This window comes from Citrobacter sp. Cy070 (genome assembly GCF_030332245.1).
GTDB classification, from domain to species: domain Bacteria; phylum Pseudomonadota; class Gammaproteobacteria; order Enterobacterales; family Enterobacteriaceae; genus Citrobacter; species Citrobacter youngae.
In genome coordinates this window covers 178,893-205,109 of sequence record NZ_JAOWIG010000089.1, presented here as the reverse complement: position 1 = coordinate 205,109, position 26,217 = coordinate 178,893, and the positions used below count along the sequence as shown (strand labels likewise).

Annotated in this window: 21 protein-coding genes and 1 pseudogene; 11 read left to right on the top strand and 11 right to left on the bottom strand. The window is 52.2% G+C overall.

Annotated elements, in window-relative coordinates; all coding sequences use genetic code 11:
• The first annotated feature begins 1 nt into the window (after nucleotide 1).
• Complete coding sequence (locus tag OGY19_RS20785; protein WP_048212676.1) at nucleotides 2-796, top strand: DUF2950 family protein; 795 nt, start codon at nucleotides 2-4, stop codon at nucleotides 794-796.
• A gap of 110 nt (nucleotides 797-906) precedes the next feature.
• Here the strand turns inward: OGY19_RS20785 and lpdA are convergent, their stop codons facing one another.
• The 4 genes from lpdA to pdhR form a co-directional block, all read right to left on the bottom strand.
• Nucleotides 907-2,331 (bottom strand): dihydrolipoyl dehydrogenase, encoded by a 1,425-nt coding sequence (gene lpdA, locus OGY19_RS20780; RefSeq protein WP_003018686.1) that lies wholly within the window; start codon nucleotides 2,329-2,331, stop codon nucleotides 907-909.
• Between the two features lie 175 nt (nucleotides 2,332-2,506).
• A complete protein-coding gene (gene aceF / locus OGY19_RS20775; RefSeq protein WP_101741396.1) occupies nucleotides 2,507-4,390 on the bottom strand; it encodes a pyruvate dehydrogenase complex dihydrolipoyllysine-residue acetyltransferase in 1,884 nt (627 codons plus the stop codon).
• Between the two features lie 14 nt (nucleotides 4,391-4,404).
• Nucleotides 4,405-7,068, bottom strand: a complete 2,664-nt coding sequence (gene aceE / locus OGY19_RS20770) for a pyruvate dehydrogenase (acetyl-transferring), homodimeric type (RefSeq protein ID WP_040229997.1) — start codon at nucleotides 7,066-7,068, stop codon at nucleotides 4,405-4,407.
• Nucleotides 7,069-7,230: 162 nt separating this feature from the next.
• The gene (pdhR, locus tag OGY19_RS20765) at nucleotides 7,231-7,995 is read right to left on the bottom strand and encodes a pyruvate dehydrogenase complex transcriptional repressor PdhR (protein WP_003018699.1); all 765 of its coding nucleotides are present in this window, start codon (nucleotides 7,993-7,995) and stop codon (nucleotides 7,231-7,233) included.
• Between the two features lie 564 nt (nucleotides 7,996-8,559).
• On the opposite strand from pdhR, the gene aroP reads away from it, so the two are divergent.
• The 3 genes from aroP to OGY19_RS20750 all read left to right on the top strand — a co-directional run bounded on the left by aroP (nucleotide 8,560) and on the right by OGY19_RS20750 (nucleotide 12,445).
• Nucleotides 8,560-9,933 (top strand): aromatic amino acid transporter AroP, encoded by a 1,374-nt coding sequence (gene aroP, locus OGY19_RS20760; RefSeq protein WP_086523581.1) that lies wholly within the window; start codon nucleotides 8,560-8,562, stop codon nucleotides 9,931-9,933.
• Nucleotides 9,934-10,088: 155 nt separating this feature from the next.
• Complete coding sequence (locus OGY19_RS20755) at nucleotides 10,089-11,495, top strand: glycoside-pentoside-hexuronide (GPH):cation symporter (RefSeq protein WP_115600960.1); 1,407 nt, start codon at nucleotides 10,089-10,091, stop codon at nucleotides 11,493-11,495.
• A complete protein-coding gene (locus OGY19_RS20750; RefSeq protein ID WP_115600961.1) occupies nucleotides 11,495-12,445 on the top strand; it encodes a glycoside hydrolase family 43 protein in 951 nt (316 codons plus the stop codon). Before OGY19_RS20755 ends, OGY19_RS20750 begins: the two co-directional genes overlap by 1 nt.
• 92 nt (nucleotides 12,446-12,537) lie before the next feature.
• Here the strand turns inward: OGY19_RS20750 and ampE are convergent, their stop codons facing one another.
• Nucleotides 12,538-13,392, bottom strand: coding sequence for a beta-lactamase regulator AmpE (gene ampE / locus OGY19_RS20745; RefSeq protein WP_115600962.1), 855 nt, complete (start codon nucleotides 13,390-13,392; stop codon nucleotides 12,538-12,540).
• A pseudogene (gene ampD, locus OGY19_RS20740) lies at nucleotides 13,389-13,951 on the bottom strand (1,6-anhydro-N-acetylmuramyl-L-alanine amidase AmpD). The gene ampE and the pseudogene ampD overlap by 4 nt, the downstream one beginning before the upstream one ends.
• An 87-nt stretch (nucleotides 13,952-14,038) precedes the next feature.
• Between ampD and nadC the strand changes: the two are divergent.
• The 4 genes from nadC (at nucleotide 14,039) to hofC (ending at nucleotide 18,184) form a co-directional block, all read left to right on the top strand.
• Nucleotides 14,039-14,932, top strand: coding sequence for a carboxylating nicotinate-nucleotide diphosphorylase (gene nadC / locus OGY19_RS20735; protein ID WP_048213473.1), 894 nt, complete (start codon nucleotides 14,039-14,041; stop codon nucleotides 14,930-14,932).
• Between the two features lie 227 nt (nucleotides 14,933-15,159).
• Nucleotides 15,160-15,597 (top strand): prepilin peptidase-dependent pilin, encoded by a 438-nt coding sequence (ppdD, locus tag OGY19_RS20730; protein ID WP_101741392.1) that lies wholly within the window; start codon nucleotides 15,160-15,162, stop codon nucleotides 15,595-15,597.
• Between the two features lie 9 nt (nucleotides 15,598-15,606).
• Complete coding sequence (gspE, locus tag OGY19_RS20725) at nucleotides 15,607-16,992, top strand: type II secretion system protein GspE (RefSeq protein WP_115600963.1); 1,386 nt, start codon at nucleotides 15,607-15,609, stop codon at nucleotides 16,990-16,992.
• A complete protein-coding gene (hofC, locus tag OGY19_RS20720) occupies nucleotides 16,982-18,184 on the top strand; it encodes a protein transport protein HofC (RefSeq protein ID WP_101741390.1) in 1,203 nt (400 codons plus the stop codon). Before gspE ends, hofC begins: the two co-directional genes overlap by 11 nt.
• 107 nt (nucleotides 18,185-18,291) lie before the next feature.
• On the opposite strand, the gene OGY19_RS20715 is transcribed toward hofC, so the two are convergent.
• The gene (locus OGY19_RS20715) at nucleotides 18,292-19,335 is read right to left on the bottom strand and encodes a GMP reductase (RefSeq protein ID WP_286597146.1); all 1,044 of its coding nucleotides are present in this window, start codon (nucleotides 19,333-19,335) and stop codon (nucleotides 18,292-18,294) included.
• A 225-nt stretch (nucleotides 19,336-19,560) separates the two neighbouring features.
• Here OGY19_RS20715 and coaE point away from each other — a divergent pair, with 225 nt between their 5' ends.
• Genes coaE through yacG form a run of 3 tightly spaced genes read left to right on the top strand, consistent with a single transcriptional unit; the run spans nucleotide 19,561 to nucleotide 21,128 of the window.
• Complete coding sequence (gene coaE, locus OGY19_RS20710; protein WP_048212686.1) at nucleotides 19,561-20,181, top strand: dephospho-CoA kinase; 621 nt, start codon at nucleotides 19,561-19,563, stop codon at nucleotides 20,179-20,181.
• Complete coding sequence (gene zapD / locus OGY19_RS20705) at nucleotides 20,181-20,924, top strand: cell division protein ZapD (protein WP_048212687.1); 744 nt, start codon at nucleotides 20,181-20,183, stop codon at nucleotides 20,922-20,924. The genes coaE and zapD overlap by 1 nt, the downstream gene beginning before the upstream one ends.
• Nucleotides 20,925-20,933: 9 nt before the next feature.
• Nucleotides 20,934-21,128: a DNA gyrase inhibitor YacG gene (gene yacG / locus OGY19_RS20700; protein WP_005124648.1), complete on the top strand. Its 195-nt coding sequence runs from the start codon at nucleotides 20,934-20,936 to the stop codon at nucleotides 21,126-21,128.
• Nucleotides 21,129-21,215: 87 nt separating this feature from the next.
• On the opposite strand, the gene mutT is transcribed toward yacG, so the two are convergent.
• The 4 genes from mutT to lpxC form a co-directional block, all read right to left on the bottom strand.
• Complete coding sequence (gene mutT, locus OGY19_RS20695; RefSeq protein WP_115600964.1) at nucleotides 21,216-21,605, bottom strand: 8-oxo-dGTP diphosphatase MutT; 390 nt, start codon at nucleotides 21,603-21,605, stop codon at nucleotides 21,216-21,218.
• 56 nt (nucleotides 21,606-21,661) lie between these two features.
• On the bottom strand, nucleotides 21,662-24,367 hold the full coding sequence (gene secA / locus OGY19_RS20690; protein WP_115600965.1) for a preprotein translocase subunit SecA: 2,706 nt from the start codon (nucleotides 24,365-24,367) through the stop codon (nucleotides 21,662-21,664).
• A 60-nt stretch (nucleotides 24,368-24,427) separates the two neighbouring features.
• Nucleotides 24,428-24,934, bottom strand: a complete 507-nt coding sequence (gene secM, locus OGY19_RS20685; protein WP_061067247.1) for a secA translation cis-regulator SecM — start codon at nucleotides 24,932-24,934, stop codon at nucleotides 24,428-24,430.
• Between the two features lie 283 nt (nucleotides 24,935-25,217).
• Complete coding sequence (gene lpxC, locus OGY19_RS20680) at nucleotides 25,218-26,135, bottom strand: UDP-3-O-acyl-N-acetylglucosamine deacetylase (RefSeq protein WP_048212691.1); 918 nt, start codon at nucleotides 26,133-26,135, stop codon at nucleotides 25,218-25,220.
• Nucleotides 26,136-26,217 lie beyond the last annotated feature (82 nt).

The following is a 26,217-nucleotide window of genomic DNA, read 5'->3' as shown; positions in this document are numbered from 1 at the left end:
GATGATGAAAAAAATTATGTTAAGCGCCCTGTTGCTCTCCTTGCCGCTGGTGAGCTATGCGCAACAGGCGTTCACCTCCCCCGAAGACGCGGCCAGTGCATTTGCCGCTGCGGTGGCGCAGCAAAATGAAAAGCAGCTCACGGCGCTACTGGGTGAAAACTGGCGACATTTTTTGCCACCAGAAGGGGCCGATCCGGAAGCAGTGGCACGCTTTAATCGCGACTGGAAGGTGAGCCATCACATTGTGCTGCAGGGCAATATGGCGCATCTCAACGTAGGGCAAGATGACTGGCAGTTACCCATACCGATGGTGAAAACCAGCAAAGGTTGGGCGTTCGATATGACCGAAGCCCAGGAGGAGATCCTCACTCGAACGATCGGTCGCAACGAGCTTTCAGCCATCGAAGCGCTGCACGCCTACGTTGACGCGCAGCAAAGCTATTACGCGCTGAACAAATCGTATGCGCAAAAAATTGTCAGTAGCGAAGGTAAAAAAGATGGGCTTTACTGGCCCGTCACACCAGGCGAAGCGCCAAGCCCTCTGGGACCCGCCTTCAGCCCACAAGAACCCGGCACGGGTTATCACGGTTATCGTTTCCGCATACTGCCGGACAAAGCCAGTGGTTTCGCCATGATTGCATGGCCGATTAGCTACGGTCACACCGGAGTAATGAGCTTTATGATTAGCGGCGATGACAATGTTTATCAGGCCAACCTTGGCGAAGCATCACAACAGAAAGCACAGGCGATGACTGAGTACAGCCCTGAAAAAACCTGGCATCCCGTAGCGCCCTGAACAGCCAACGCATTGGTTGTCTCGTCATTAAGAGACTGCCGGGAAAATTGCGGTGAATCTTAAGGCAAAAAAAACGCCTCCGAAGAGGCGTTTTCACAAAAGCGGGAAGATTACTTCTTCTTCGCTTTCGGGTTTGGCAGGTCGGTGATGCTACCTTCGAACACTTCTGCCGCCAGGCCCACAGATTCGTGCAGAGTCGGGTGCGCGTGGATGGTCAGCGCGATGTCTTCAGCGTCACAGCCCATTTCGATCGCCAGACCGATTTCGCCCAGCAGCTCGCCGCCGTTGGTACCGACAATCGCACCACCGATAACACGGTGAGATTCTTTGTCGAAAATCAGTTTGGTCATACCGTCTGCGCAGTCGGAAGCGATAGCACGGCCAGAAGCAGCCCACGGGAAGGTGGCGGTTTCGTAGCTGATGCCTTTTTCTTTCGCTTCTTTCTCGGTCAGACCAACCCATGCCACTTCTGGTTCAGTGTACGCGATGGATGGAATAACTTTCGGATCGAAGTAGTGTTTCTTACCGGCGATAACTTCAGCGGCAACGTGACCTTCGTGAACACCTTTGTGCGCCAGCATCGGCTGACCGACGATATCGCCGATAGCAAAGATGTGCGGCACATTGGTGCGCAGCTGTTTGTCAACGCGGATGAAGCCACGGTCGTCAACTTCCACGCCAGCTTTGCCCGCGTCGAGGTTTTTACCGTTCGGTACACGACCGATAGCTACCAGCACAGCATCGTAACGCTGAGCTTCGGCAGGGGCTTTTTTGCCTTCCATGGAAACGTAGATACCGTCTTCTTTCGCTTCAACGGCTGTCACTTTGGTTTCCAGCATCAGGTTGAATTTCTTGCTGATGCGCTTGGTGAAGACTTTAACCACGTCTTTATCGGCAGCCGGGATAACCTGGTCGAACATTTCAACCACGTCGATCTCTGAACCCAGCGCATGGTACACGGTACCCATTTCCAGACCGATGATACCGCCGCCCATAACCAGCAGGCGCTTAGGAACAGTTTTCAGTTCCAGTGCATCGGTGGAATCCCACACGCGCGGATCTTCATGCGGAATAAACGGCAGTTCGATCGGACGGGAACCCGCCGCGATGATTGCGTTGTCGAAGTTGATCACGGTTTTGCCGTTTTCGCCTTCAACTTCCAGGGTGTTCGCCCCGGTAAATTTACCCAGACCGTTAACCACTTTCACTTTACGGCCTTTGGCCATACCCGCCAGACCGCCGGTCAGTTGAGTGATAACTTTTTCTTTCCAGGTACGAATCTTGTCGATATCAGTTTTCGGCTCGCCAAAAACGATACCGTGTTCAGCCAGCGCTTTGGCTTCTTCGATAACTTTTGCTACGTGCAGCAGCGCTTTAGAAGGGATACAGCCGACGTTCAGACAAACACCACCAAGGGTGCTGTAACGTTCTACGATGACGGTCTCCAGACCTAAATCTGCGCAACGGAAGGCAGCAGAGTAACCTGCAGGGCCTGCCCCAAGTACCACGACCTGAGTTTTGATTTCAGTGCTCATCATGACCTCTTAATTTATACCCGTCGTCCACCGGGTCGTTCTATCCGCCCGTATTTTACAAAATTGTTAACAATTTTGAAACAACAAACGGCAACCGATTTGTCTTTCGCACAATAACCTCACTGACTTCATGAGATTACCAGAAAAAAGCCGGCCGTCGGGCCGGCTTTTTCGCTTACATCACCAGGCGGCGAATGTCAGACAGCATGTTGTTGATGATGGTGATAAAGCGCGCACCATCAGCACCGTCAATTACACGGTGGTCGAAGGAGAGCGAAATCGGCATCATCAGACGCGGCATAAACTCTTTACCGTTCCACACTGGCTCCATAGAGGACTTGGAGACACCGAGGATAGCCACTTCCGGCGCGTTAACAATCGGCGCGAAGTGGGTAGTACCCAGGCCGCCGATGCTGGAGATGGTGAAGCAACCGCCCTGCATTTCGCCAGCAGTCAGCTTGCCATCACGCGCTTTCTTGGAGATCACGGTCAGTTCACGAGAAAGCTCGGTAATGCTCTTCTTGTTCACGTCTTTGAAGACCGGAACAACCAGACCATTCGGCGTATCTACCGCCACACCGATGTTGATGTATTTCTTCAGGGTCAGGCGCTGACCGTCTTCAGACAGGGAGCTGTTGAAGCGCGGCATCTGTTCCAGTGCTGCGGCAACGGCTTTCATGATGAAGACTACTGGGGTGAATTTCACGTCCAGTTTACGTTTTTCAGCTTCGGCGTTCTGCTGTTTACGGAACGCTTCCAGATCGGTGATATCGGTCTTATCGAAGTGAGTAACGTGCGGGATCATCACCCAGTTACGGCTCAGGTTAGCACCCGAGATTTTCTGGATACGGCCCAGTTCCACTTCTTCGATTTCACCAAACTTGCTGAAGTCCACTTTCGGCCATGGCAGCATGCCCGGGATACCGCCGCCTGCTGCTGCAGCCGGAGCCGCTTCAGCACGCTTGATAGCATCTTTCACGTAAGCCTGAACGTCTTCGCGCAGGATACGACCTTTGCGGCCAGATCCTTTCACTTTCGCCAGGTTAACACCAAATTCGCGCGCCAGGCGACGAATCAGCGGAGTTGCATGGACGTAAGCATCGTTTTCAGCGAAGTCAGATTTGCCTTCCGCTTTAGCAGCCGGAGCCGGTGCTGCAACAGGTGCAGCGGCCGGAGCCGGAGCAGCGGCTTGTGCAGGGGCTGCAGCCGGTGCTGCGCCTTCTACTTCGAAGACCATAATCAGAGAACCGGTTTTAACTTTGTCGCCGGTGCTGATTTTGATTTCTTTTACGGTACCCGCGAACGGTGCCGGCACTTCCATAGAGGCTTTATCGCCTTCAACGGTGATCAGTGACTGCTCAGCGGCAATTTTATCGCCCACTTTAACCATCACTTCAGTGACTTCCACTTCGTCACCGCCGATATCCGGTACGTTAACTTCTTTCGAGCCGGAAGCAGCCGGAGCCGCCGCTGCTGCTGGAGCAGCCGCCTGAGCCGGTGCTGCAGCAGGCGCTGCGCCCGCCACTTCGAAGACCATAATCAGGGAGCCGGTAGACACTTTGTCGCCGGTGTTGATTTTGATCTCTTTAACGGTACCCGCGAACGGTGCCGGAACTTCCATTGACGCTTTGTCACCTTCAACGGTGATCAGAGACTGTTCAGCCGCAACGGTGTCGCCCACTTTAACCATGATCTCGGTAACTTCAACTTCGTCGCCGCCGATGTCCGGTACGTGTACGTCTTTCGCCGCCGCCGCAGCAGGTGCTGCTGCCGGAGCCGCTTCTTTCTTCTCTTCTGCCGGAGCAGGTGCAGCTGCTGCTGCACCGTCGGCGGAATCGAAAATCATGATCAGTTTGCCGGTCTCAGTTTTATCGCCAACAGAGACTTTGATCTCTTTAACGATACCAGCCTGAGGAGACGGAACTTCCATAGAGGCTTTGTCGCCTTCTACGGTGATCAGCGACTGTTCAGCTTCAACTTTGTCGCCTACTTTGACCAGGATCTCGGTGATTTCAACTTCATCAGCCCCGATGTCCGGTACATTGATTTCGATAGCCATTATTCTTTTACCTCTTACGCCAGACGCGGGTTAACTTTATCTGCATCGATGTTGAATTTGATGATTGCGTCAGCAACCACTTTCTTATCGATTTCGCCACGTTTAGCCAGTTCGCCCAGGGCCGCTACAACCACATAGGAAGCATCAACTTCGAAGTGGTGACGCAGATTTTCACGGCTGTCAGAGCGACCGAAGCCGTCAGTACCCAGTACGCGATAGTCATCAGCCGGTACATAAGTACGAACCTGTTCGGCAAACAGTTTCATATAGTCAGTAGATGCTACTGCCGGCGCATCGTTCATCACCTGAGCGATGTACGGAACGCGCGGCGTTTCCATCGGGTGCAGCATGTTCCAGCGCTCACAATCCTGGCCATCACGCGCCAGTTCAGTGAAGGAAGTGACGCTATACACGTCAGAGCCTACGCCGTAGTCGTTCGCCAGGATCTGCGCTGCTTCACGGACGTGACGCAGGATAGAACCGGAGCCCAGCAGCTGAACTTTACCTTTCTTACCTTCGAGGGTTTCGAGTTTGTAGATACCTTTACGGATACCTTCCTCGGCACCTGCTGGCATTGCCGGCATGTGGTAGTTTTCGTTCAGCGTGGTGATGTAGTAGTAAACGTTCTCTTGTTTCTCACCGTACATACGCTCCAGACCATCGTGCATGATGACCGCAACTTCGTACGCGTAAGACGGATCGTAAGAGATACAGTTCGGGATAGTCAGAGACTGAATATGGCTGTGACCATCTTCGTGCTGCAGACCTTCGCCGTTCAGCGTCGTACGACCGGAAGTACCACCGATCAGGAAGCCGCGAGCCTGTTGGTCGCCAGCCTGCCAGCACAGGTCACCGATACGCTGGAACCCGAACATAGAGTAGTAAATGTAGAACGGGATCATCGGCAAATCGTTGGTGCTGTAAGAGGTCGCAGCAGCCAGCCAGGATGCGCCAGCACCCAGTTCGTTGATACCTTCCTGCAGGATCTGACCTTTCTCGTCTTCTTTATAGTAAGCAACCTGCTCACGGTCCTGCGGGGTGTACTGCTGACCGTTCGGGCTGTAGATACCGATCTGACGGAACAGACCTTCCATACCGAAAGTACGTGCTTCGTCAGCGATGATCGGCACCAGACGATCTTTGATCGACTTGTTCTTCAGCATCACGTTCAGGGCACGAACGAAAGCGATAGTGGTGGAGATTTCTTTGTTCTGCTCTTCCAGCAGCGCACCGAAGTCTTCCAGAGCCGGCAGTTCCAGCTTCTCGGTGAAGTTCGGCTGACGAGCAGGCAGGTAGCCGTGCAGTTTCTGACGCTGAGCGTGCAGATAGGTGTGCTCTTCAGAACCTTCCGGGAAGGTGATGTAAGACAGGTTTTCAACCTGCTCATCGGTCACAGGAACGTTGAAACGGTCGCGGATGTAACGTACGCCGTCCATGTTCATTTTCTTAACCTGGTGAGCGATGTTTTTACCTTCGGCGGTGTCACCCATGCCGTAACCTTTGATGGTATGGGCGAGGATTACAGTTGCTTTGCCTTTGGTTTCCTGCGCTTTTTTCAGTGCAGCGTAGACTTTCTTCGGATCGTGACCACCGCGGTTCAGAGCCCAAATCTGCTCGTCAGTCCAGTCAGCAACCAGCGCTGCGGTTTCCGGGTATTTACCGAAGAAGTGCTCACGTACGTATGCGCCGTCTTTGGATTTGAAGGTCTGGTAGTCGCCATCAACGGTTTCGTTCATCAGTTGGATCAGTTTACCGCTGGTGTCTTTACGCAGCAGCTCATCCCAACGACCGCCCCACATGACTTTGATAACATTCCAGCCAGCACCTGCGAAGATGCCTTCCAGTTCGTTAACAATCTTGCCGTTACCGGTGACCGGGCCGTCAAGACGCTGCAGGTTACAGTTGATAACAAAGACCAGGTTGTCCAGTTTTTCACGGGTGGCGATGGTGATCGCACCTTTAGATTCTGGCTCGTCCATCTCACCGTCGCCCAGGAAGGCGTAAACGGTTTGTTTAGAGGTATCTTTCAGGCCACGGTGTTCCAGATACTTCAGGAATTTAGCCTGGTAGATAGCACCGATTGGGCCCAGACCCATAGATACGGTCGGGAACTGCCAGAATTCAGGCATCAGTTTCGGGTGCGGGTAGGAAGACAGGCCTTTGCCATGTACTTCCTGACGGAAGTTGTTCATCTGCTCTTCAGTCAGACGACCTTCCAGGAATGCGCGAGCGTAGATGCCCGGAGAGATGTGGCCCTGGAAGTAAATCAGGTCGCCGCCATCCTGCTCATTGCGTGCACGGAAGAAGTGGTTGAAACAAACGTCATATACCGTTGCGGAGGACTGGAAGGATGCCATGTGGCCACCCAGCTCGAGGTCCTTTTTAGACGCACGCAGTACGGTCATGATGGCGTTCCAGCGGATAGCAGAACGAATACGACGTTCCAGCTCCAGATTGCCCGGGTATTCCGGTTCATCTTCAACGGCAATAGTGTTTACATAATTGCTGGCCCCTGCACCTGCCGCTACTTTCACGCCGCCTTTGCGGGCTTCTGAAAGCAGTTGGTCGATCAGATACTGAGCACGCTCAACACCTTCTTCACGGATGACCGATTCGATCGCCTGTAGCCAGTCGCGAGTTTCGATCGGATCCACGTCATTTGGGAAACGTTCTGACATGGGGGTATTCCTTATCTATCTAATACGTTGAGTTATCTGGAACCTGTCCCATTGAGTTCTCGCCAGAGAACGCAATAAGACAGGTTCTGCGTTTAGTTGCCGCGCTTTTAATTCGCGCTTGATTTACAACATCTTCTGGTTAACGTTCTGCCAGAAAAATCACTAATTCTTTCGTTGCTCCAGACGGCGTAAGGCGCGTTCACGACGGCTTTCCTCACGGCTTCTGTCCAGCAGGATCTCTTCGATAAACGCCAGGTGACGGTGCGACGCTTCACGCGCCTCCTCCGGCTTCCCGGCGATAATTGCTTCAAAGATACGGGTACGGTGACTGCTTACCAGCGGCAGCATCTCGCGACGCGCATACAGCAATTCGAAGTTTTGCCGAACGTTCTGGGCCAGCATCGGCTCCATACACCTTAGCAAATGGAGCAGCACCACATTGTGTGCCGCTTCGGTGACAGCAATTTGATACTGGAGTACCGCATCAGATTCACCGTCAAGATCGCCGGACTGTTGCGCAAGCTCGATCGCATGGTGGAGTTCACGGATACGCGTTTTGTCTTCATCCGTGCTGCGCAGTGCAGCGTAATAGGCTGCAATACCTTCCAGCGCATGGCGCGTCTCAAGCAGGTCAAACTGGGATTCAGGATGGTCGGAGAGCAGCTCTACCAGTGGGTCGCTAAAGCTCTGCCACAGGCTGCTCTGAACAAAAGTGCCACCGCCCTGACGACGAAGCAGTAACCCCTTCGCTTCAAGGCGTTGGATCGCCTCGCGTAAGGAGGGGCGGGAGACGTCGAACTGTTTTGCCAGCTCGCGTTCCGGTGGGAGTTTTTCTCCGGGGCGAAGTGTCCCCTCAAGAATTAAAAACTCCAGCTGCTGCTCAATCACATCGGAGAGTTTTGGTTGGCGGATTTTGCTGTAGGCCATGATTTCCTGTCTTAAGCCATTTGCCCGGAGTCAATTGGTCTTACCAATTTCATGTTCTTGACGCTAAAGTAACAAAGTATTCACCTTCTGTCCATACAGGTTTTGATTGAAATCAGTAAAGGAGGCATATTTTAACAACATTACAGAAATAACGTTTCAAACATGTAACTATGCACAAATGTTAAATTTACCCATCCCGAGGTAGTTTTAACCGAATTGAAACGAAAAAATATATTATCTGAACCGATTCACCTGCTTATTTATCGATTTATCAATCACTATTTTCGAATAAAAATTCAAATTGGAAATTTTGTGGTAGATAAACTCGCGCTTACAAATGGTTTCTTTTTATTCAACTCGTCTCTCACGCCGCATAAAGCAGGTGCATTCGCGCTCGCATAACATTATTCTGATCAAGACAAAAGTCTTTAGGCAACATTTCATAATTCATTGCTGTAAATAAATTAATACAACAAACGGAATTGCAAACTTACACACGCGTCACTGCGTGGTTCAAAATATAAGTACTCGAAAGATGAAGAGTAAAACCACACACGAGGTTTCATGATGGAAAGTCAACAGCATGGCGATCAGCTAAAGCGCGGCCTTAAAAACCGCCATATACAGCTTATCGCGCTGGGTGGCGCGATTGGTACCGGGTTATTCCTCGGGAGCGCATCCGTTATTCAGTCTGCAGGGCCGGGGATTATTCTGGGTTACGCTATTGCCGGCTTTATCGCCTTTTTAATTATGCGTCAGCTAGGTGAAATGGTGGTTGAAGAGCCGGTAGCAGGCTCCTTTAGCCACTTTGCTTATAAATACTGGGGCAGTTTCGCAGGTTTCGCCTCTGGCTGGAACTACTGGGTGCTGTACGTTTTGGTTGCCATGGCTGAGCTGACGGCCGTGGGTAAATACATTCAGTTCTGGTACCCGGAGATCCCAACCTGGGCCTCTGCGGCCGCCTTCTTCGTGATTATTAACGCCATTAACCTCACCAATGTGAAAGTGTTCGGTGAGATGGAGTTCTGGTTTGCCATTATTAAAGTCATTGCCGTAGTCGCGATGATCATCTTCGGCGGCTGGCTGCTATTCAGCGGCAACGGCGGGCCGCAGGCCAGCGTCAGTAACCTGTGGGACCAGGGTGGCTTCCTGCCGCACGGCTTCACCGGTTTGGTAATGATGATGGCAATTATTATGTTCTCTTTCGGTGGGCTGGAGCTGGTCGGGATCACCGCAGCAGAAGCCGATAACCCGGAGCAAAGCATTCCTAAAGCCACCAACCAGGTCATTTACCGTATCCTGATTTTCTATGTGGGTTCGCTGGCTGTACTGCTTTCCCTGATGCCATGGACGCGTGTTACGGCTGATACCAGCCCGTTTGTCCTTATTTTCCACGAACTGGGCGACACCTTTGTTGCCAATGCGCTGAACATCGTGGTGCTGACCGCTGCCCTTTCTGTCTATAACAGCTGTGTCTACTGTAACAGCCGTATGCTGTTCGGCCTGGCTCAACAGGGCAACGCGCCAAAAGCGCTGATGAACGTCGACAAACGCGGCGTACCGGTGAACACCATTCTGGTTTCTGCGCTGGTTACGGCTCTATGTGTGCTGATCAACTATCTGGCGCCAGAATCCGCCTTTGGCCTGCTGATGGCGCTGGTGGTTTCCGCCCTGGTGATCAACTGGGCAATGATCAGCCTGGCGCACATGAAGTTCCGCAAAGCAAAACAGCAGCAGGGGGTTACCACCCGCTTCCCGGCACTGCTCTATCCGCTGGGTAACTGGGTGTGCCTGATTTTCATGGCTGCAGTACTGGTGATTATGCTGATGACGCCGGGCATGGCGATCTCTGTGTACCTGATCCCGGTATGGATTGCCATTCTTGGCATTGGCTATCTGTGCAAACAGAAAACGGCCGGTGCCGTGAAAGCGCATTAATCCTTCCCCCCACCTGCACCAGGTGGGGGTTGTTACCTGCCTCACACTTTCCCACAGATGACTGTTTAGTCCATATCAGCGGCGCTATCCTGCAACGCAAAAACACCAACACCAGACAATAATTCTCTCCATATCACATTAATGGAGTGCGCTTGATGGAAACCAGAAAGCTGTCGGTGAAAGAAAAGATCGGCTATGGAATGGGCGATGCCGGATGCAACATCATATTCGGTGCTATCATGCTGTTTGTTAACTATTTTTACACAGATATTTTTGGTCTTGCGCCTGCACTTGTCGGCGTATTGCTGCTTTCTGTACGCGTTATTGATGCCGTTACTGACCCTATTATGGGTGCAATGGCCGATCGTACCCGCAGTAAATATGGTCGATTTCGTCCATGGCTTCTGTGGATGGCTTTCCCCTACGCATTATTCAGCGTATTGATGTTTACCACTCCGGAGTGGACGTATAACAGCAAAGTTATCTATGCGTTTGTCACCTACTTCCTGCTCTCTATTACCTATACAGCAATTAACATTCCCTACTGTTCACTCGGTAGCGTCATCACCAACGATCCGAAAGAACGCGTCGCCTGCCAGTCGTATCGCTTCGTGCTGGTCGGGATTGCAACTCTGCTACTCTCACTCACGCTACTGCCAATGGCAGACTGGTTTGGCGGGGAAGATAAAGCCAAAGGCTATCAGATGGCGATGGCCGTGCTGGCTTTCATTGGTATGTGCATGTTCCTGTTTTGTTTCGCGACCGTGCGCGAACGTGTACGCCCTGCGGTACCCACGAACGACGATTTGAAAGCCGATCTGAAAGACGTGTGGAAGAACGATCAGTGGGTGAAAATCCTGCTATTAACCTTGTGCAACGTCTGTCCGGGCTTTATTCGTATGGCCGCCACCATGTACTACGTCACCTGGGTTATGCAGCAAAGCACACAGTTCGCTACGTTGTTTATCAGCCTTGGCGTTGTCGGCATGATGATCGGCAGTATGCTCGCGAAGGTATTAACCGATCGCTGGTGCAAACTGAAAGTCTTCTTCTGGACCAACATCATCCTGGCGATTTTCTCCGCCGCGTTTTACTTCTTCGATCCGAAAGCCACCATGATGATTATGATGCTCTACTTCCTGCTCAACATCCTGCATCAGATCCCATCCCCGCTGCACTGGTCGCTGATGGCGGATGTCGATGACTACGGCGAGTGGAAAACCGGTAAACGCATCACCGGGATCAGCTTCTCTGGCAACCTGTTCTTCCTGAAGCTGGGGCTGGCGATTGCCGGCGCGATGGTGGGCTTCCTGCTTTCCTGGTACGGCTACGATGCAGGCGCTAAAGCGCAAAGCGACTCCGCGATTAACGGCATTATGCTGTTGTTCACTATTATTCCGGGCGTAGGCTACCTGATTACTGCAGGCGTGGTTCGCCTGCTGAAAGTTGACCGCGAGTTCATGCAGCAAATCCAGACAGATTTAGAAAAGCGCCGCGCCAATTACCGTGAACTGAATGAATACCACGAGATAAAAACAACTGAAACCGTAAGGAAAGCCTGATGAATCAGTGGCCTAACCCCTTTATTGAACAACGTGCCGACCCGTTTATTTTACGTGACGGTAGCCACTACTATTTCATTGCTTCAGTGCCCGAATACGATCGCCTGGAGATCCGCCGAGCTGACTCTCTGGGGGAATTACGCACCGCGGAACCCGTTGTTGTCTGGCACAAACCGGACAGCGGCCCTATGAGCCAACTCATCTGGGCGCCTGAAATCCATCATCTGGCAGGTAAGTGGTACATCTACTTTGCGGCCACGCACACTCAGGCGCTCGATACGTTGGGCATGTTCCAGCATCGCATGTTTGCGCTCGAATGTGCCGACGCCGATCCGCTGACCGGAAAGTGGACGGAGAAAGGTCAGATTAAAACGCAGTTTGATACCTTTGCGCTTGATGCGACCACTTTTAACCATCAGGGAAAACAGTGGTATCTGTGGGCGCAGAAATCGCCCGATATCGCCGGGAACTCCAATATCTATCTCGCAGAGCTGGAAAATCCATGGACGATTAAAGGCGAGCCGGTGATGCTCAGTCACCCTGAATATGACTGGGAATGCCGGGGTTTTTGGGTCAACGAAGGTCCGGCCGTCATGGTTCACGGCGATAAGCTGTTTATCAGCTATTCCGCCAGCGCCACCGATGAGAATTACTGTATGGGATTATTGTGGATTGACCTCAACGCCGATCCACTCAACCCGCAGAACTGGCACAAATCACCGCGCCCGGTCTTTACCACCAGCTACGAAAACCGCCAGTTCGGCCCAGGACACAACAGCTTTACGCAAACGCCGGAAGGTGAAGATGTGCTGGTCTACCACGCGAGAAATTACACCGAAATCGAAGGCGATCCGCTGTACGACCCAAACCGCCACACTCGTCTGAAACTCGTGCGTTGGGACGAAAACGGCATGCCAGATTTTGGCGTGCCGCCTGCTGATACGAACTAAGCCGTTGCACTGCCCGGTAGCGCTAACGCTTACCGGGCCTACACGTTTTTTCATTGTAGGTCGGATAAGCGTTAGCGCCATCCGGCACAACGCTATACTAATGCCCCATAAATGGTCAGCAGCGCAATGACCACCACCACCACAAACGAGGTTTTCTTCGCCATCGAAACGGCAGCTTTTGGCGTTTCGACTTTATCGGTATGGGGTTCGCGCGCCAGCGAGAACTGCGCCAGACGCGTCAACACCTGATATTGCGAAGTATGCATATCCGCAAGCGAGGCAAACCAGGCCGGTAGCGCTTTCTCGCCGTGTCCTAACAGCGCATAGACCACGCCCGCCAGGCGCACCGGGATCCAGTCCAGCACATGCAGGATCGCATCGATACCCGACTGCAGACGCTGATGCGGCGTCTGATAGCGCGCCAGCCAGGACTGCCAGGCACGTAAAAAAGCATAACCCACCAGCGTCACCGGTCCCCACGGACCACCGACGATCAGCCAGAATAACGGCGCCAGATAAAAGCGAAAGTTGTTCCATAACAGCGCGTTCTGCAGTTCACGCAAAAACTCACGCTCATCGCAGTCCGGCGGCACGCCATGAATCAGCGTCAATTCGCTGGCCATCGCCTCACGGGCGTGAGCGTCATCGCGAGCCGCCGCGTTCAGATAGGCATGATAATGAAGACGCGTCTTGCCAGCGCCGATGCACAGCAGGCCAATTAAGATCCACGCCACCAGCAACGGAACGTTAAACAGTAGTCCATGAAGTGCGCGCAGTAGCAGAAACGTCACTCCCATCGCAATAAGAGTCATGCCTACCGTACGCATCATCGAGAAATGCTTAACCCGACGGAAAAGAGCTTCAACCCGGTGATCAAGCTGCCAGTGCTCACCCAGCTTAAACAGGCGTTCAACAATCAACACCAGTAATGTTGTAAACAGCGTCATGTCATCTCCTTGTGTGACGAGGGGGTGACCAGGGCGCGAAACCTTGCCCAGTCAAATGAGGGCCCGGGATCGGTCTTACGCTCGGCGCAATATTGCAATGCCCAGTCATGTTACTGGCAATCGCCGGATAACGCTGAATCAGCGTCTGCGTCACGGCAGCCAGTTGCTGGTACTGCGCATCGGTATAAGCCAGCGTATCCGTCCCTTCCAGCTCAATACCAATTGAGAAATCATTACAGCGTTCGCGGCCCTGATAGCTCGAGACGCCGGCATGCCAGGCGCGTTTATCAAAGGGGACATACTGCACGATCTCACCATCACGGCGGATCAGACAATGGGCAGAAACGCGCAAATGGGCGATTCCGGCAAAATAAGGATGGGCATTGGGATCAATCGTGCCCGTAAACAGCGCGTCGATCCATGGGCCGCCAAATTCACCGGGTGGCAGGCTGATATTATGCACCACCAGAAGAGAAGGGGTTTCGTCATCCGGGCGGCAATCGTAATGAGGAGAGGGAACGCGTCGCGCCTCTGCCAGCCAGCCCTCGTCTAACAACATGCAGAATCTCCTTATTGGTGGTGCTCATATCAGGTTCAGGGTAGCATGTTTCCACCTTATGATTCGTTAGCAATTTGGAGTTTTATCATGCCGCCTCGCCGCTATAACCCTGACTACCGACGTGACGCGCTGTTGGAACGCATAAATCTGGATATCCCTGCCGCTGTCGCTCAGGCGCTGCGTGAAGATTTAGGCGGAGAAGTTGATGCCAATAACGATATCACCGCACAGCTTTTACCCGAAGATATGCGCTCCCACGCTACCGTAATCACCCGTGAAGATGGCGTTTTTTGTGGGAAGCGTTGGGTGGAAGAGGTCTTTATTCAACTGGCTGGCGATGATGTCAGCGTCACCTGGCATGTCGAAGATGGCGACAGCATTAAGGCTAATCAGCCGCTGTTTGAACTGGACGGCCCTTCCCGCGTACTGCTGACCGGTGAACGTACCGCACTCAACTTTGTGCAAACGCTGTCTGGCGTAGCGAGTGAAGTCCGTAAATACGTCGACCTGCTGGCGGGGACAAAAACCCAGCTGCTGGATACGCGTAAAACCCTGCCTGGGCTGCGTACGGCGCTGAAATACGCGGTATTGTGCGGCGGCGGCGCAAATCATCGTCTGGGGCTTTCTGACGCTTTCCTGATCAAGGAAAACCACATTATTGCGTCTGGTTCGGTGAAACAGGCCGTGGAAAAAGCCTTCTGGCTGCACCCGGATGTGCCGGTTGAAGTCGAAGTAGAAAGCCTGGATGAACTGGACGACGCGCTGAAAGCCGGGGCGGACATCATCATGCTCGACAATTTCGAAACCGACCAAATGCGCGAAGCGGTCAAACGTACCAACGGCCAGGCGCGTCTGGAAGTTTCTGGTAACGTCACCTATGAAACGCTACGCGAATTCGCGGAAACCGGCGTGGATTTCATCTCTGTGGGCGCGCTGACCAAGCACGTTCGCGCGCTCGACCTCTCGATGCGTTTTCGCTAATCGCTGACTGTTCTGCCCGATGGCGCTTCGCGTATCGGGCCTACAGCCCCCAGCCGTATACGCCGCCGATCGGCAGTTTATTCGAGCATCTTCGCAAATACGTTGTCTGATTCTGTAATTTCGTAACATTCATCTGAACCGGCCTTCTCGTTCTATTTTTTGCCCCTCGCCTAAAATCCCTTCGATTTGCCAAAGTAGCGCCAGCTAACTCAAGGAGCAAATCAACAATGGACAAACAACGAGGCTTCACGCTTATCGAACTGATGGTGGTCATTGGCATCATTGCCATCCTCAGCGCTATCGGTATCCCCGCTTATCAAAACTATCTGCGCAAAGCCGCGCTGACAGACATGCTGCAAACCTTTGTCCCCTACCGTACTGCCGTCGAACTCTGCGCGCTGGAGCACGGCGGAACAGAAACCTGTGATGCCGGGACAAATGGCATCCCCTCTGTGACCACCACCCGCTATGTCTCAGGTATGAGCGTGGAAAAAGGCGTGGTCAGCCTCAGCGGGCAGGAAAGCCTGAACGGGCTAAGCATCACCATGACGCCGGGTTGGGACAATGCCAACGGCATAACGGGCTGGAATCGCAACTGCGCTATCCAGAATGACAGCGCGCTGCAACAGGCTTGCGAAGACGTTTTTCGTTTTGATGCCAACTAAGGAAAAGAGATGAATACCACCCAACTAACGGCGCTGTGCCAGCGCTATCAGGCCATATTACTGGATGCAGACAATGACGCGGTGCATATCGCCGTTGTGGATGCCCCTTCCCACGAACTGCTGGATGCACTGCATTTTGCCACGACCCGACGCATCGATATTGTGTGCTGGACGCGTCAGCAAATGGAGGGCCACACACACGCGCCGCGTAAAATGCTCCCGGCCATCATCACAGAAAGCAGCGCAACTGCCACAGGGTTGCTGAACCATGTTTTTCAATCCGCGTTGGCACAACGGGCTTCTGATATTCATATTGAACCTGCGGAGAATCACTACCGGATCAGGATACGTGTGGATGGCGTACTACACACATTACCGGAAGTCACAACCGAGATGGGCATTGCTCTCACTGCAAGATTAAAGGTATTAGGCAGTCTGGATATTGCCGAGCACCGACTCCCGCAAGATGGACAATTTACCGTGGAGATTTCAGGTGATCCCATTTCGTTTCGCATCGCCACGCTGCCTTGCCGATGGGGTGAAAAAGTAGTGCTACGCCTGCTTCATCAGGTTAATCAAACGCTGGAGGTCAACGCACTGGGCATGCATGAGGCACAGTTGGCTGCGTTTTCACAAGCATTACAGCAACCACAGGGTTTGATTCTGGTCACCGGGCCGACCGGGAGCGGCAAAACGGTTACCCTGTACAGTGCGCTACAAACCCGAAACACCCCCGATGTGAATCTCTGTAGTGTAGAAGATCCGGTCGAGATCCCCATTGAAGGACTCAATCAGACACAAATCCATCCTCGCGCCGGACTTAATTTTCAGGGTGTATTACGTGCACTACTGCGCCAGGATCCCGACATTATTATGGTAGGCGAAATCCGCGACGGCGAAACAGCTGAGATTGCCCTGAAAGCCGCACAAACCGGTCATTTGGTTCTTTCGACACTGCATACCAATTCCACCAGTGAAACACTGATACGCCTGCAGCAAATGGGGGTGGCACGCTGGATGATTGCCTCCGCGCTGACATTAATAGTTGCGCAGCGATTAGTCAGAAAATTATGCCCACATTGTCGGCGACGACTTGATACTCCCATAACACTCCCGGCAACACTTTGGCCCACGCCACTACCGCGTTGGCAGGCACCCGGTTGCCAACACTGCTATCACGGGTTTTATGGTCGAACCGCTCTGTTTGAAGTACTGCCCATTACGCCTGCGTTGCGGCAACGTATTGCCGATGGTTCATCCGCAGACGTTGTGGAATCGGATGCTCAGCAAGCGGGCATGAGTACTCTTTTCGAGGATGGCTGTCAGGCTGTGGAACAAGGGTTAACGACATTTGAAGAACTGATCCGCGTACTGGGCACGCCCCATGCCAACTAAACACCTCTGGCGCTGGCAAGGAATAACCCACGAAGGTCAACCTGTAGCAGGGATGCTATGGGCTGATACCCGACCATCGCTCCTGTTTGTGCTCGAACAGCAGCAGATTACGCCGATTCACATTAACCGGATGCGCGTTAAAACCTCGCACTGGAGCAGAGCAAACAGTGCCGAAGCCATACGCCAGTTGGCAACATTGCTTAAAGCGGGATTGACGCTTTCCGCTGGGTTAACTCTGCTTGCTGAACAGCATCCCAGCAACCAGTGGCAGGCATTACTGCGCACGCTGGCTTACGATATGGAACAAGGCATTGCGCTGTCAGCCTCGCTTTCGCGGTGGCAACACGTATTTCCCCCGCTGTACCAGGCAATGATCCGCACCGGAGAACTAACAGGCAAACTGGATGACTGCTGCTTTGAACTTGCCCGTCAGCAAAAAAACCAACAGCAACTCGCTGATAAAGTTAAAAAAGCACTACGCTACCCCATTATCATTCTTGCCATGGCGATAATGGTCGTGCTGGCGATGCTGCATTTTGTGTTACCTGAATTTGCCGCCATCTATCGCACGTTCAACACCCCGCTACCGACGCTCACTCAGTGGATTATGGCCGCGGCACACTACAGCAGTCGATGGGGATGGCTGGCAGGGTTGCTCTGTCTGGTGCTGGGAACAACATACGGGTTGATAAAGCAGAAACCCTACTGGCTTATTCTGCGTCAGAAAATACTGCTGCACTTCCCCATCATCGGGCCGATGGTCAGGGGGCAAAAACTTACACAGATCTTCACCGTACTGGCATTAACACAAAACGCGGGCATTCCCTTTCTGCAAGGTCTGGAGAGTGTCACTGAAACCCTTAACTGCCCTTATTGGTCCCAACGTTTGGCACAGGTGCATCACGATATCAGTGCCGGGAAGCCGGTATGGCTGGCGCTTAAAAATAGCGGTGAATTTAGTCCACTTTGCTTGCAACTGGTGAGAACCGGTGAAGCTTCCGGCTCTCTGGATGCGATGTTGCAAAACCTCGCCCGACATCACAGCGAGTACACGCTATCTCAGGCCGAAAATTTGGCGTCATTACTTGAGCCAGCCTTGCTTGTCATTACGGGGTTGATTATCGGTACGCTGGTTGTGGCAATGTATCTACCGATTTTTCATCTGGGAGATGCAATGAGTGGTGTGGGATAAATTTAAATGTCGGATGACGGCATAAACGCCTTATCAGGCCTACACAGAGCATGAGCGTAGGCCTGATAAGCTGTGCGCCATCAGGTGTTTAACAGTACGACCTGTTCTTACAGGCTATTGAAAACGCGGTTTTCTTGTTCCTGTACACGAATAAACGTTGTACGTTTGGTCAGCTCTTTCAGACGGGATGCACCGACATAAGTACAAGCAGAACGCAGTCCGCCAAGGATATCGCGAACGGTATTATCAACCGGGCCGCGCAGAGGCAGCTTAACGGTTTTACCTTCAGCGGCACGATACTGAGCAACACCACCAACATGGCGCGTCATAGCAGACTCAGAGCTCATACCATAGAACAGCATGAATTTCTCACCGTTCTCTTCAACGATTTTACCGCCGCTTTCTTCATGGCCGGCCAGCATGCCGCCGAGCATCACGAAGTCCGCACCACCGCCAAACGCTTTTGCCACATCACCCGGCATTGTGCAGCCACCGTCGCTGACAATCATGCCACCCAGGCCGTGCGCTGCATCAGCACATTCAATGACGGCAGAAAGCTGCGGATAGCCAACGCCAGTTTTTACGCGGGTGGTACATACAGAACCTGGGCCAATGCCCACTTTGACGATATCAGCACCGGAAAGCACCAGTTCTTCACACATCTCGCCGGTGACCACGTTGCCAGCACAGATCGTTTTTGTCGGCCAGGCCGCACGTGCTTTCGACACAAACTGAACAAAGTGCTCTGAATAGCCATTTGCCACATCAATGCAGATAAAGTTCAGCGCTGGATTCAATGCCAGAATCTGTTTGGTTTTTTCGAAATCAGTGTCCGACGTCCCGGTTGAAACCATCACGTGTTTCAGTACATCGGCTGAGGAATCTGCAATGAAAGCGGCCCAGTCTTCAACAGAATAGTGTTTATGCACAGCGGTCAGGATGTCGAAGGAGGCAAGCGCCGTTGCCATGGCAAACGTCCCAACGGTGTCCATGTTCGCGGCGATAATCGGCACGCCGGACCAGGTCTGACCTGAATGTTTAAAGGTGAATTGACGTTCCAGTTCAACATCGGAACGACTTTTGAGAGTAGAACGCTTAGGGCGGATAAGAACGTCTTTGAAACCTAACTTCAGATCTTCTTCGATACGCATGTGCGGATTCCTGGGGTTAATGGCGAAAAATCGAAACTCACAACTCCAGTGACGCTATCATACGCACTAATCAATGCCGCGCAAGACTGCGAAATTCTCTTTTTTTACGCTACAATCCCATAAATTTACCTGGCGAATAGTAGGTTAATCCTGCAGCAGCCTCGCCTTCGCACGCTTAACTTTTAACTGTTTGATAATCAAACTTAAACTCCAGGATCTGCATCTATGAGGTATACGGTAGCCTTAACCGGCGGCATTGGCAGTGGTAAAAGTACCGTTGCAAATGCGTTCGCTGACCTCGGAATAAACATCATTGATGCAGATATTATTGCGCGCCAGGTGGTTGAACCCGGCACACCCGCCCTTAAGGCGATTGCAGAACATTTTGGTTCCGAGGTGATAGCCACGGACGGATCGTTGCAGCGACGCATTTTACGCGAACGCATTTTTTCCGATCCTGATGAGAAAAAATGGCTAAATGCCTTGCTCCACCCACTTATTCAGCAGGAAACACAGCGTCAGTTTCAGCAAGCGACCTCTCCTTATCTGTTATGGGTCGTCCCCTTGTTGGTAGAAAACGCGCTGTATAAAAAAGCCGATCGTGTACTCGTCGTGGATGTCACCCCTGAGACTCAACTCAGGCGAACCATGCAGCGCGATGATGTTACGCGCGAGCACGTTGAACAAATTTTGGCTGCCCAGGCAACACGTGAAGCACGCCTTGCCGTGGCAGATGATGTTATTGATAATAATGGCGCACCGGATGCTATCGTCTCGGATGTCGCCCGCCTGCACGCACTCTATTTGCAATTCGCGTCGCAGTTTGTCTCACAGGAAAAACCGTAATGCACACCCAGGTCCTTTTTGAACACCCTCTCAATGAGAAGATGCGTACATGGTTGCGCATTGAGTTTCTGATCCAACAACTCTCCATTAATTTGCCCATTGTGGATCACGCAGGTGCACTGCATTTTTTCCGCAATGTGGGGGATTTACTGGATGTATTTGAACGTGGCGAAGTCCGTACTGAACTCCTCAAAGAGCTGGAAAGACAGCAGCGAAAACTTCAGGCCTGGGTTGAAGTTCCGGGCGTCGACCAAAGCAGAATCGACTCTTTACGTCAGCAATTAAAAAGTGCGGGCAGTATTCTGATTTCTGCCCCGCGCATCGGACAAACCCTGCGTGAAGACCGTCTGATTGGCCTTGTTCGTCAGCGTTTAAGTATTCCCGGCGGATGCTGCAGTTTTGATTTGCCGACTTTACATATCTGGCTGCATCTGTCACAGACTCAGCGTGACACACAGGTTGAGACCTGGCTTGCCAGCCTGAACCCGCTCAACCAGGCATTGTCTCTGGTCCTGGATTTAATCCGCAACTCAGCACCGTTTCGTAAGCAAACCAGCCTGAATGGTTTTTACCAGGACAACGGCGATGATGCAGACCTACTGCGTTTACAGTTGCCGCTCGCTTCGCAGCTTTATCCGCAAATATCGGGTCATAAGAGCCGCTTTGCCATTCGCTTTATGCCACTGGATAGCGAGAATGGTCAGGTGCCTGAGCGCCTCGATTTCGATCTGGCGTGCTGTTAAGGAGTTAAGATGTCTGAACAAACTATCGTAAACTGCCCAACCTGCGGTAAAGCAGTCGTGTGGGCAGAAGTCAGTCCGTTTCGTCCATTCTGCAGCAAACGTTGTCAGTTAATCGACCTGGGTGAATGGGCCGCGGAAGAGAAGCGTATCCCAAGCTCCGGCGATCTGTCAGAAAGCGATGACTGGAGCGAAGAGCAGAAGTAATTCAGCGACAACGGCAGGCCGGATAAGCGTTGCGTCCCCGCAATAATTTGCCGGATGCGGCGTTGCCTTATCCGGCCTACAACACCATTAGCCAGCAATCAACTTTTCAATGACCGGCGCATTCGCGGGCGGGAAATCCTGCGCATTCAGAGCGGCTTGCGCAATCCACTGCGCGGGCTGCCCCTCTTTTCCCCATGGATCTCCTTCCCAGCTTTCAACCAGCCAGAACCACAGCGTGATATGTCTGTCCGGAAACTGATACTCCAGCTTTTCGAACAATGAGCTTTGAGTCGGCGTAATACCAACTTCTTCCTGTAGCTCGCGAACCAGCGCCTGTTCCGGCGTTTCGCCCGCTTCTATTTTTCCGCCGGGGAACTCCAGCTTATTTGCCATATGAGCATCGGCGGCACGCTGAGTGATAAAAATCTCGTTGTGCTTATTACGAATAATTCCAACAGCGATTTGCAGTACTTTCATATTTATCGTCCATAAAAAAGGCGCAGAATTCTGCGCCTTTTCAGTGAGTTATTTTCTTAGCTCAGACGGCCATGGCACTGTTTGTATTTTTTACCGGAACCGCAAGGGCACGGATCGTTACGTCCCACTTTACGATCGCCGGTTTGTGCCGCCAGCTCTTCTGCGACAGCAGACTCATCATCTTTGTGGCTCAGTTGCTGCATCTGCGCTAAACGCTCAGCATCTTCGCGACGCTGCTGCTCCATCGCTTCTACTTCTTCAGGCATACGCACCTGAACTTTGCTCAGGGTGCTGATCACTTCGTACTTCAGTGATTCCAGCATTGATGCAAACATAGAGAAGGATTCGCGTTTATATTCCTGCTTCGGATCTTTTTGCGCATAACCACGCAGGTGGATACCCTGACGCAGATAGTCCATCGCCGCAAGGTGCTCTTTCCACAAGGAGTCGAGAGTTTGCAGCATCACGCCTTTTTCGAAGTGACGCATCATCTCTGCGCCCACAACGTCTTCTTTACGCTGATAAACTTCTACGGCGTTTGCCAGAATACGTTCGCGCAGCGTTTCTTCGTGCAGCTCAGGCTCTTTATCCAGCCACTCTGAAATCGGCATCTCGAGGTCGAAATCGTTTTTCAGACGTTCCTGCAGACCCGGGATATCCCACATTTCTTCCAGAGACTGCGGCGGAATGTACGCATCAATGGTGGCTTTGAAGACATCTTCGCGAATGCTGTTGATGGTTTCGCTAACGTCGGACACATCCAGCAGTTCATTACGCTGGCTGTAGATGGCACGACGCTGATCGTTGGCAACGTCATCGTATTCCAACAGCTGTTTACGAATATCGAAGTTGCGGCTTTCTACTTTACGCTGCGCGTTAGCAATCGCTTTGGTTACCCATGGATGTTCAATCGCTTCACCTGGCTTCATACCCAATTTACGCATCATGCCAGACACGCGGTCGGAGGCAAAAATACGCATCAGCGCATCTTCCATCGACAGGTAGAAACGAGAAGAACCCGCATCCCCCTGACGACCGGAACGGCCACGCAGCTGGTTATCGATACGGCGAGATTCATGACGTTCGGTACCAATGATGTGCAAACCACCGGAGGCCAACACCGCGTCGTGACGCACCTGCCAGTCAGCTTTAATCTGTGCGATTTGTTCTTCTGTCGGATTTTCCAGCTCGGCGACTTCTGCCTGCCAGCTACCGCCCAGCACGATATCCGTACCACGACCCGCCATGTTAGTGGCAATGGTCACGGCTGAAGGATAGCCCGCCTGTGCGACGATTGCTGCTTCGTTAGCGTGGAACTTGGCGTTCAGCACGTTATGCTTGATACCTGCTTTGGTCAGTTCGTTAGAGACCACTTCAGATTTCTCAATGGAGATAGTCCCCACCAGCACCGGCTGACCATTCGCGGTACGCTCTTTAATATCTTCGATAATGGCCTGAATTTTTTCCGCTTCGGTCATGTACACCAGATCCGGCAAATCCTTACGGATCATCGGACGGTTGGTCGGCACCACTACGGTATCCAGTTTGTAGATAGAGCTGAATTCGAACGCTTCGGTATCTGCTGTACCGGTCATACCGGCCAGTTTTTCGTACAAGCGGAAGTAGTTCTGGAAGGTGATAGAAGCCAGCGTCTGGTTTTCGTTCTGGATTTCTACGCCTTCTTTGGCTTCAACAGCCTGGTGCAGGCCGTCGGACCAGCGACGCCCCTGCATGGTACGTCCGGTGTGTTCGTCGACGATGATAACTTCGCCGTCTTTCACAATGTAGTCTACATCACGGGTGAACAGCACATGTGCACGCAGTGCAGCAGTCACGTGATGCATCAGCATAATGTTGCCCGGAGAGTACAACGACTCGCCTTCATCCATAATGCCTTCTTTCACCAGCAGTTCTTCAATCAGAACCAGACCACGTTCGGTAAGGTTAACCTGGCGCGATTTCTCATCGACAGAGAAGTGGCCTTCGCCCTGGAATGTGTCAGAATCTTCCTTCTCCTGACGGATCAGGTTTGGAATGATTTTGTTCACTTTCTTGTACATTTCCGAGCTATCTTCAGCCGGGCCGGAAATGATCAGCGGAGTACGTGCTTCATCGATCAGGATGGAGTCGACTTCATCGACCAGCGCATAATGCAGTTTACGCTGAACGCGCTCTTCCGGGCTAAACGCCATGTTGTCGCGCAGGTAGTCAAAGCCGTATTCGTTGTTGGTACCGTAAGTGATGTCAGCATTGTAAGCTTCACGCTTGGCCGGAGCCGGCAGACCTGACATGTTGATACCTACGGTCATACCGAGGAACTCAAACAGTGGGCGGTTATTTTCGGCGTCACGCTGAGCCAGATAGTCGTTCACGGTAACGACGTGTACACCTTTCCCGCTTAATGCGTTCAGGTAGGCTGGCAACGTTGCGGTCAGTGTTTTACCTTCACCGGTACGCATTTCTGCGATACAGCGATCGTTGAGGACCATACCACCCAGCAGTTGAACGTCGAAGTGACGCATACCGAACACACGCTTACTCGCTTCACGGACTACCGCAAATGCTTCCGGGATCAGGCTTTCCACGCTGGCACCTTTTTCCAGACGGGCGCGGAATTCAGCGGTCTTCGCTTTCAGCTCATCATCGGAGAGTTTTTCCATCTCCGGTTCCATCGCGTTGATGACGTTGACTACTTTGCGCATACGACGCAGCGTACGCTCGTTACGGCTACCGAATACTTTCGTTAATAATTTGATTAGCATAATAAAATCTCAAACGCCCCGCGGTGCGGAGTCAAAAATTATAAGTTGGAAGGTTCTTTTTTAGCTGAGGCGTTGAGGACCAGCGCGGATACCCTGCTGCTGGCTTATCCAGACAGGAACACTAAACGCGGCCTGAGAAGTGAAATGGGCATATGTCACGCGACTTACTGTCGCCGGCGGTCTGCCTTCCTGCGTCAGCATCGCGCTAAGCGTATTCAGTAACGCAAGATGGTGCGCCTGGATTGGCAACGGCTCTTCGGCAACTGGCAGCGCCTGAGGGGCCATAGCAAAAGAAAGATGGCGTATAACCGTACGAATGGCATGTTGATGCCAATAATCAACAGTAAAATTCGGGCGACGGTTAGTGGCTTCCAGCAAAGCAAGCTGGTTAAAGTTAACTTTAGCGCCTTGATCGTGATTGCTGGCGGTCGCCTTCGCGGGGGTATTAGGTTCAGCAGCATTACCGATCGCGGGCAGGCCAAAACTTGCCGCGACCATCCCTAATAAGAGATGCGGCCAGAAGTACCGTCTGCCTAACTGTCGCCAGCGCGTCAGTATTCCACTCACGTTATTGCCACCTGATCTACCCTGCGTTTAGGGTTATAAATGCAAAACCATTTTTTGCGCACAAATATTACCATTAATGCGTTCGCACCACAGCAGTAATGACGCAAGTCGCGGGTAAATATGCTTAAGAAAGCAGCGATCGCTCAGTATTTTAATCTGACAGCGGGAAAAAAGTCGCATCGAAAAAGACGGTGAGCTATTGGAGGATAAAAAAAACGACTGGCTCACCTGGCCGGAGAGAGTGCCAGATTGACCAGTCGAATTTATACGACAACGTATGTCGTTATGCCAGTACGGTCGAAGGTGCTTTGAACGCCAGAGGCAGTTCTGCGTCGTCCTGGAAGGTCACATATTCCCAGGCTTCCTGTTTTGCCAGGACCGCCTGCAACAGTTTGTTATTCAATGCATGACCGGATTTATACGCGGTAAATGCACCAATAATGTTGTGACCACACATGAACAAGTCACCGATCGCGTCGAGCATTTTGTGACGAACGAATTCATCTTCAAAACGCAGGCCGTCTTCGTTCAGTACGCGATAATCGTCAACAACGATGGCACAATCGAAGCTGCCGCCCAGGCACAGGCCGCGGGACTGCAGATATTCGATATCACGCATGAAGCCGAAAGTACGCGCACGGCTGATCTGACGCATGAACGCATCAGCAGAGAAGTTCATCGCATAGCGCTGGGTGCTGGAGTCGATCGCCGGATGGTTAAAGTCGATGGTGAAATCCAACGTAAAACCATTATACGGCTTAAACTCAGCCCACTTGTCGCCATCTTCGACGCGAACGGTCTCTTTGATGCGGACAAATTTCTTCGCACTGTTCAGTTCTTCAATACCTGCATCAAGCAGCAAGTAAACGAACGGAGCAGCACTACCATCCATGATCGGGATTTCCGGGGCATTAACCTCAATAACGATGTTATCGATACCTAAGCCCGCCAGAGCAGCATTAAGATGCTCAACGGTTGAAATCCGCACATCATGCTCGTTGACCAGACACGTACAGAGCATGGTATCACGCACAGATTTGGCATCGGCCGGGAAATCTACCGGAGGATTCAAGTCGGTGCGACGATAGATGACCCCGGTGTTGGCCGGCGCAGGGCGTAATGTCAGGGTGACTTTTTTGCCGGTATGTAAACCGACGCCAGTCGCCTGAACGATACGTTTAAGAGTCCTTTGTTTGATCATCGTATAATCTCGCCAAATTACCTATCCAACCGAAGTGTACTATACATTCGGTGGGCCAGTTTAGCACAAAGAGCCACAATCC